The following is an 8,558-nucleotide window of genomic DNA, read 5'->3' on the forward strand; positions in this document are numbered from 1 at the left end:
TTAGAAGGACGAATCAAAGTTCCTTTTCAAACGAAAGGACTTGAAACGTATTTCGACGGAACATGGACGTTTGGAACAGCAAAGTTAGTGAATAAACATCAAAAGTGGTTTCTCCATATTCCTGTATCCAAAGAAATGGAAGAAGCGAACCTTCATCACATTTGCCAAGTGGTTGGCGTAGATATGGGCGTAAATTTTCTTGCGACTGTTTATGATTCAAACGGACAGACGCTATTTTTCAAAGGTAGACACATCAAACACAAACGAGCAAAGTATAAACAACTCCGCAGACAACTACAAAAAAAGCAAACTCCGTCTGCCCGTAGAAGATTAAAGAAAATCGGTCAACGAGAAAACCGTTGGATGCAAGATGTCAACCATTGCATCAGTAAGGCACTCGTTGAGCGTTATGGCAAGAACACGCTGTTTGTGTTAGAGGATTTAACAGGCGTTCGCCAAAGAACAGAAAAAGTGTCCGTTAACCATCGGTATGAAATGGTATCTTGGGCGTTTTATGATTTAAGACAAAAAATCGAGTACAAAGCACGCAAACACCAAGCCAAAGTGATTGTGGTAGACCCAACATACACGTCCCAAACGTGCCCAAAATGCGGACATACAGAGAAAGCAAACCGAAATAAGAAAACGCACACGTTTTGTTGCCAAACATGCCAATACACATCAAACGATGACCGAGTTGGTGCGATGAATCTTCAACGAAAAGGAATCGAGTACATCGTTGAAGAAACAACAAAAGCATGACTTTTGTTGTTGGGTAGTTGTCAACCTGCCCTGATGCAACCCCAAGTGAAGGAAGGAGGATAACATCCGCTTGCACTTCTGGGGAGTTGCAAGCCCACGACTTTAGTCGTTGGGTAGTTGACACTAAATGAAAAAGTATGGAGGATGCGTATGTTTTTATCATTATTATTATCGGTTATGACAGCGCTTTTGTTCAATGGGGATACTTGCACAAAAAAATTAGAGGAAGCAAACGTACAACTATGTGGCAAAGAAGATGGAGATTGGGTGCGTCATTTTACGCTTCACGTCGGTCAACAGACGTATGCGTTTCCGGAATGGGAGCATGTCAATGATCCGAAGGCGATTCCGCAATTGCATTCGGTAGATGTCACAAAAGATGGAAAAGAAGATATTGTCGTTTTTCTCGTGAAAGCGCGCGGCAACGGCACGTATAAAAACGAAGTGCACGTATTTGCCCATCACGAAAACGGGATAGAAGAAATGATCGTCGAAGATCCGCGCACCGTTGTTTTGAAGAGCGTGAAGATGAGGGAAACAGACGAAGGAACAGAGCTGATTATCGATCATGTGCACGCGCTCATTCCGTATAACCGTCAAGGCGAGAAAGGCGTCAAAGTGACGTTCGATCGCTTTTTAAAATACGCGCTCGATAAACAAAAACTGAAGGCCGTATTACTTCTCGAACGAAAAAAAGGGGAATACATCGGCAGTTTAATCGTCACATACGAATATAAAGACGGTCTTTTCCAAGGCACGCATATCGACTTTATCCGTCATTAGCCATTGCCTAGGCAATGGCTAAAAAATTTTTCAAAAAAAATATTTGACAATGTGGGGGGACATCAGTATAATAAAAAATGTGTTCGATAGGACAACAACATACGATTCCGTAGCTCAGCTGGGAGAGCGCCACCTTGACAGGGTGGAGGTCGCTGGTTCGAGCCCAGTCGGAATCATCGGAAAACCCGAGTTCTGTAAAAGAGCTCGGGTTTTTTGTTTGTGGAATGGCGAGATGACTAAGGACATTTTAAAATTATTATTATGAAAAATAGAAAAATTTGATACAATGAAAAATAACCATCGTATAGGGGTGAAGAACATGTATATGTACTTGTTTGAGAACGATCAACCAGTTGCTTGCTTCTAAGACGGGGCAAGCGCACGTTCCGTCTTGTAGAAAAAAGAAAAAAGACGGAGGGAAGCTAGATGAGAAAAACGTTTTTCGGTTCGTTGTATTTGTCGCTTGCGGCGAGCATTTGGGGTGGCATGTATGTCGTAAGTAAATATGTGCTCGATTATGTTCCGCCATTTACGCTCGTATGGCTTCGCTATGCGGTTGCTTTTTTTGTATTATGGGCAATTTTACAGGTGCAACGTGTTCCGGTGCCAAAAGAAAAAGAAGATTGGAAGCATATCATATCGATTGGGATCGTCGGGTATGTCGTTTCTATTTCATTACAGTTTGTCGGGACGAAATGGTCGGATGCGCATACGGCTTCGCTCATTACGTCAGCCACGCCTGCCTTCATTGTCATTTTTGCTCGTTGGATGTTAAATGAAGCGCTAACGTTACGAAAACTAAGTGCGCTTTTGCTTGCGACGGCAGGGGTTGTTGTCGTTGTTGGATTTGGTAAAGGGGAGACGACCTCGTTTTTTGGAAACGTGCTACTCGTTGGAGCGGCAGTAACGTGGGCGCTTTTATCGGTGCTTGTCAAAATCGCATCGGATCGTCTGTCGGTATTAGTCATGACGACTTATGCGATTTTTGTCGCATGGATTGGTACAACACCGATGATGGTATGGGAATGGTGGCAAGTGGCGTCTGTAACTTTTTCGTTTCCTGTTGTGCTTGGGGTCATTTATCTCGGCGTTGTGTCAACCGCAGGGGCGTTTTTTCTTTGGAATAAAGGGATGGAAATGATGGATGCTAGTATCGGTTCGCTCTTTTTCTTTTTCCAGCCGCTTGTCGGTTCTTTGTTCGGTTGGCTGTTTTTACATGAGCAATTACATGTTTCATTTTGGATTGGTGGGGCGCTTATTATTGTCGGAGTTATTGTTGCTGTGTTTGAGAAAAAGTAAAGAAAGACAGCGTGAATGAGAGGAGTTTCCTCTCTTTTTGCGTATTATGAGGTGAGTGGCAAGATAGGTCCTGTGTACTAAATGGTTTTGGGGCAAATTTCTAATTTTTTTAGGAAAAAAGGGATTTGAAAAGCTGAGATATTTTTTCGATACTTAAAGTAAGAGACTTATCACATAAAATGATGCGAGGTGAGGAAAATGAAGCCGTTTTTTCGTGTTTTATTTGCAGTCGTATTTTCTCTCGCTTTTATCCAATTAAACAGTATTGATGTACAAGCTGAAGGAGAAGAAACACAAATAGAACAAGAAGTTGAACAATCATTCGAAGGGGAATCAGCACCTTCGGAAGAGAAGGGAGATTGGACAGAAGTACAGGTAGCAGATGTAATGGACGAATCGGAAAAGCCAACGATAGTCCCTGGTGAATTCCTTTACTTTTTCAAAACATTTGTTGAACGGATTCAGTTAGCACTTACATTTGATGAAGTGGAGAAAGCGAAACTATTAACAGATTTGGCGAAGGAAAGAATATTAGAAGCTAAAGTTTTGTTGGAAAATGGGAATGAACAACTTGCGAAAGAAACGTTAGAAAAAGCGTTTGAGCAGCAGGAGCTTGCGATCGAAGTAGGAAAATCAACAGAAGATCAAGCGGTTGAAAATGAAGAAATGGAAGAGAAAGTAGATGGAATGGATGAAAAAGTAACAAAAAATATTCTCGTTCTTCAACAACTCGTTGAAAAAATAAAAAACGAAAAAGCGAAAGAAGCGCTTACAGCAAATATTGCGAGAATGACAATGAAACTCGAAGAAAAACTTGCGAAGAAACAGCAAAAATACGAAGAGAAGAAAAATGAAATAGCTAAGCAATTGAAAGAAGGAAAAATTACACCAGATGAAGCAGAGATAAAGTTGAAAGAGTTAGAAGAAAAATATGAGAAAAAACAACGAGCGACACAAACAGCATTTGTCAAACAATCAGGAGAAATGATCGCTCGTGTTGAAAAGAAAGTTGGAACGGTTGAATCTTTGAGTACGGAAGTGGTCGATTCGGAGTCGAACAAACAAAATGAAGAAAATGTAGTCGAACAAGTAGCGCAAGAAAAGGGACGAAAACAGATTGAGAAAGAGATAAGAGAAAAAGCACAAGAACGTAAGGAAGAGATAAGAGAAAAGGCGCAAGAGCGTAAAGAAGAGATAAAAGAAAAGGTGAAAGAACGTAAGGAAGAGATAAAAGAAAAAGTAGAAGAACGAAAAAAGAAATGGAAAGAGCGTAAAGAAGAGATAAAGGAAAGAGAGCGAAAAAACATAGCGAAAAAAGAGCAACAGGAAGATGAAAGTGAACAGTATAACGAAACGAATGACGAAAACCACGAAGAAGATGATGAATAAACAAAATGGTTGAATAGTTACGAAAGTCAGCGTCTAGCTGGCTTTTTTTCTTTTTGGTGACATAAAAAATTTTACCACTTCTTCGTTGAACGTGATGTACAAAAACGGATCGGCTTATGAGATTTCTCTTAGGAATACAAGCGACGCTTGTTATAAAAAACGTAACTTTTGGTGAATGATTAATAAATTGGGAATTATCTCATAATTGTTTGACAATTTTCTAGGTGTATATGTTATTATAGTATTGTGTTTTTATAAAAAAAGAAAAAGGGGTGTTATCATTGAAGAAACTACGCAGTCGAGTTTTATTCGCCTTGTTGTTAGCGATTACAATGATTGTTGCAGCATGTGGTAACAATGACACAGGCGGTAGCGAGGGAGAAAAAGAGAAAGTTACAAGCATTAGCATTTTAACAGGGGGAACAGGTGGTACATACTACCCGCTCGGTGGAGCGATGGCGAGCATTATTCAAGATGAGACAGGTATTAATGCGAATGCTCAATCTTCAGGTGCTTCAGCAGAAAATATGAATACATTAAAACAAGGTGAAGCAGAAATTGCGTTTACACAAACGGATATTGCCTCTTACGCATTAAATGGAGAATTAATGTTTGAAGGAAATAAAGTAGAAAACGTGCAAGCTATCGGTACACTTTATCCAGAAACGGTTCAAATCGTCACAACAAAAGATAGTGGCATTGAATCGGTTGAAGACTTAAAAGGTAAAACTGTATCGATTGGTGCACCTGGCTCAGGTGTAAGTGCGAATGCACAACAAATTTTAGAAATTCACGGTATTTCGTTAGATGATATTAAAGTACAAAACTTGTCTTTCGATGAGTCTGTAGACGGTATTCAAGCTGGAAACATTGACGCTGCATTTGTGACAGCGGGTACGCCAACTGGGGCAGTAGAAGCATTAGCGGCTCAGAAAGAAGTAAAAATTGTTCCGATTGCTGCTGATAAAGTAAAAGAATTAATCGCAAAATATCCGTTCTATGCGGAAGATACGATTCCGGCTGGGACGTACGGCATCGATTCTGATGTGACAACGGTCGCGGTAAAAGCGATGCTTGTCGTCCGTAAAGATTTAGACGAAGAAACAGTATACAATATTACAAAAGCGATTTTTGAAAACACAGATAAAATTACACATGCGAAAGGAAAATTAATTAAAGCAGAGACAGCACTTGATGGAATTGGCGATATGCCATTGCACCCAGGAGCAGAAAAATACTTTACTGAAAAAGGTGTAAAATAACGATCAGATGGATGCATGATAGACCGACGTTGCTCGGTCTATCGTTTCGTTTGTTTAAAGGTGGGGTCTCACGTGCTTTCATGGAAACGTTTCTTTTTTTTGCCCCTTTTCACCGTGATCGCTTTCGTGTTCTTTTTTCCATATAAACTGGTCATTGCTTTTTACTTGGAAGATTCTGATAAACTCATCGCCTTTCTTCCAATACATGAATCGCCATCCTTTCAAATCGTTTATACGCATTCCATCCACTTAACTGACGTTGTTGAAACGTACAACATAACTAATGAAGAATTTGTGTTAACAGAATTAACGTATGAAAATTTCGGGATTGGGATGCCTGCAGACGCCGAAGGAGATGAAGTATTTGAAAAAAGAGATGGCAAATATGTGATTACGAACATGAACCGTCATTTTCCAGCGATCCATCTTCGTATCGGACAAGTGCGAGCGAACCATCGCCTCGTCTATGAAGGAAAGCAAATCATGCTCGGTGAAAAAATTGGACAAGGGGTATGGGTGCGCATTGTTCCGATTCGAATGAGCGTATGGCAACAAATGAAAGGAGTGAACATCGATGGATAAAGAGAAGTTTGAAACGTTGTCGGCGGAAGAGCAACAACAAATATTAGAAAAATACGATCCTGAATCGAACACACGTAAATTGACGGGTGTTTTTCAAAAGGTTACGTTTGTCGGATTGCTCGCTTTCTCGTTATTCCAATTGTACACGGCGATTTTTGGTGTGTTTACAGCCCAAATTCAACGTTCCATTCATTTAGGTTTTGCTTTAGCTTTAATCTTTCTTTTGTTTCCTGCTCGCCGCGGAAAAAGGGAGCGTGGAAAACTGCAAATTGCTTGGTATGACATTGTGCTGGCGTTGTTAAGTATCTACGTCGGCGCATATTGGCCGATGCATATCGATGAGATCGTTATGCGTGCCGGTTTGTTGACGGACTGGGATTTCTATGTGGGAGTAATGGCAATCGTACTCGTATTAGAAGCGACGCGACGGGCTGTTGGATTGCCAATTATGATTATCGCCATTTTATTTTTGTCGTACGGCTATTTTGGCGAAATGATGCCAAACTTTTTGCGTCATAGTGGTTTAAGTTTGCAGCGTTTAGTTCAAACGATGTTTTTTACGACAGAAGGTATTTTAGGTACACCATTAGGGGTATCATCGACGTTTATCTTCTTGTTTTTACTGTTTGGTTCGTTTCTCGTCAAAACAGGTGTCGGGCAATATTTTAATGATTTAGCCGTCGCCATTGCAGGTCGAAGCACAGGCGGTCCGGCGAAAGTAGCGATTTTTTCAAGTGCTCTCCAAGGAACGATTAGCGGAAGTTCAGTGGCGAACGTCGTCACCTCTGGATCATTTACGATTCCGATGATGAAAAAACTTGGATACAAAAAAGAGTTTGCTGGAGCGGTAGAAGCGGCGGCGTCCACGGGTGGACAATTGATGCCACCTATTATGGGAGCAGCAGCGTTTCTTATGGTTGAATTTATCGGTGGGGGATTGACGTATTGGGATATTGCGAAAGCAGCGACGATTCCTGCGCTTTTGTACTTTGCGGGCATTTGGATTATGACACATTTTGAAGCGAAACGGATCGGATTAAGTGGATTGTCTAAAGAAGAAATGCCTGACCGAAAAGAAGTGCTTAAGAAAATTTATTTATTAGTGCCTATCGTTTCAGTCATTGCGTTATTGATGGCAGGTGTAACTGTCACACATGCTGCGTTATACTCAATTGTCATTGCTATTGTAGTCGGGTTTTTGAATCGGGCGTCAAAAATGAAGCCTGTAGATCTCATTTATGCGCTTGTAGACGGGGCGCGCACAGCTTTAGGTGTAGCAGCAGCGACAGCTTCAGCGGGAATTATTGTTGGGATCGTCACAAAAACAGGTTTAGGGTTAAAGCTAGCGAACGGCTTGCTTGATATTGCGGGAGGACAATTGTTGCCGACGTTATTTTTAACGATGATTGCGGCCATTGTGTTAGGAATGGGTTCACCGACGACTGCCAACTATGTCATTACGTCAACTATTGCGGCACCGGCAATTATTTTACTCGGTGTTCCTGATTTATCAGCACATCTATTCGTCTTCTACTTCGGTATTATTGCGGACATTACTCCTCCAGTTGCGCTTGCAGCGTTTGCGGCAGCGGGAGTATCGGGGGGAGAGCCGATTCGAACGGGGATTCAGTCTGCTAAATTGGCGATTGCAGCCTTTATCATTCCGTATATGTTCGTTTTATCTCCACAATTGTTGATGATTAATACAACAACAACAGAGTTGCTTTGGGTCATTTTTACGGCCGTGACAGGGATGATTGCGATTGGAGCAGGAATGATTGGATATTGGCTCCGTAGTTTACATTGGGTGGAACGAATTCTCTCTGTTACAGCTGGGGTTATGCTCATTAATCCGACATTTTGGTCAGATGTCATCGGGCTCGGTAGTTTTGCGATTTTACTTGTTTTACAATTCATTTGGAAACGCGATGCCCATCAACATACGAAAGGAAAATAAAAGGAATCCTTTGCGACAAGCAAAGGATTCTTTTTTGGATCGACGGGAGTGGTGTTGCTTTAGGTGCCATCAGTATCATGCGTTCTATCTTTTCTTTTGGTAGCAACATGCTAGAAAGATCCCACGCCAATTGAGGGCTTTCCCAAACTAAAATCCGCGGTGTGGGAGATGGTCTACACCAAGCTCAGCGAGTTTTTCTTTTGCTTCCTCGATCAATTCTTGCGCTTTTGCTTTTGTATTTTCATCTAAGTTAGTGAGTAATTCGTTGAGTTTGTCCCCTTTTTTAGGGAAGGAAATGCCGAGTGCTTCAAGCTGTTGTCTTGCTTGTTCACGAGTAATCTCTCCAGCTTTTTGTTTTTCGAAAATGGCTTGCGCTTTTGCTTTTGTATCTTCGTCTAAGTTAGTGAGTAATTCGTTGAGTTTGTCCTCTTTTTTAGGGAAAGAAATGCCGAGTGCTTCAAGCTGTTGTTTTGCTTGTTCACGAGTAATCTCTCCAGCTTTTTGTTTTTCGAAAATGGCTTGTG

7 protein-coding genes, 1 tRNA gene and 1 pseudogene are annotated in these 8,558 nt (G+C 41.2%); 8 read left to right on the plus strand and 1 reads right to left on the minus strand.

All coding sequences use genetic code 11. From position 1 onward, the window contains the following. The 8 genes from LD028_RS01315 to LD028_RS01350 all read left to right on the plus strand — a co-directional run. The coding region (locus LD028_RS01315; RefSeq protein WP_237810667.1) for an RNA-guided endonuclease InsQ/TnpB family protein at positions 1-762 on the plus strand (762 nt) is incomplete at its 5' end. A 150-nt stretch (positions 763-912) separates the two neighbouring features. Beyond that, positions 913-1,545, plus strand: a complete 633-nt coding sequence (locus LD028_RS01320) for a hypothetical protein (RefSeq protein WP_237810669.1) — start codon at positions 913-915, stop codon at positions 1,543-1,545. Positions 1,546-1,648: 103 nt separating this feature from the next. Then, a tRNA-Val gene (locus tag LD028_RS01325) sits at positions 1,649-1,721 on the plus strand. A gap of 250 nt (positions 1,722-1,971) precedes the next feature. Next, positions 1,972-2,844, plus strand: a complete 873-nt coding sequence (locus LD028_RS01330; RefSeq protein WP_237810671.1) for a DMT family transporter — start codon at positions 1,972-1,974, stop codon at positions 2,842-2,844. A gap of 198 nt (positions 2,845-3,042) precedes the next feature. Then, positions 3,043-4,233 (plus strand): DUF5667 domain-containing protein, encoded by a 1,191-nt coding sequence (locus tag LD028_RS01335; protein ID WP_237810672.1) that lies wholly within the window; start codon positions 3,043-3,045, stop codon positions 4,231-4,233. A gap of 281 nt (positions 4,234-4,514) precedes the next feature. Continuing rightward, positions 4,515-5,495: a TAXI family TRAP transporter solute-binding subunit gene (locus LD028_RS01340; protein ID WP_255706567.1), complete on the plus strand. Its 981-nt coding sequence runs from the start codon at positions 4,515-4,517 to the stop codon at positions 5,493-5,495. A 72-nt stretch (positions 5,496-5,567) separates the two neighbouring features. After that, the gene (locus LD028_RS01345) at positions 5,568-6,077 is read left to right on the plus strand and encodes a DUF1850 domain-containing protein (protein WP_237810673.1); all 510 of its coding nucleotides are present in this window, start codon (positions 5,568-5,570) and stop codon (positions 6,075-6,077) included. Beyond that, positions 6,070-8,034, plus strand: coding sequence for a TRAP transporter permease (locus LD028_RS01350; protein ID WP_237810674.1), 1,965 nt, complete (start codon positions 6,070-6,072; stop codon positions 8,032-8,034). The genes LD028_RS01345 and LD028_RS01350 overlap by 8 nt, the downstream gene beginning before the upstream one ends. A 147-nt stretch (positions 8,035-8,181) precedes the next feature. On the opposite strand, the pseudogene LD028_RS01355 reads toward LD028_RS01350, so the two are convergent. Continuing rightward, a pseudogene (locus LD028_RS01355) lies at positions 8,182-8,558 on the minus strand (hypothetical protein); the annotation flags it as partial.

Source organism: Anoxybacillus sp. LAT27 (assembly GCF_022030075.1).
Lineage (GTDB): Bacteria > Bacillota > Bacilli > Bacillales > Anoxybacillaceae > Anoxybacillus > Anoxybacillus kestanbolensis.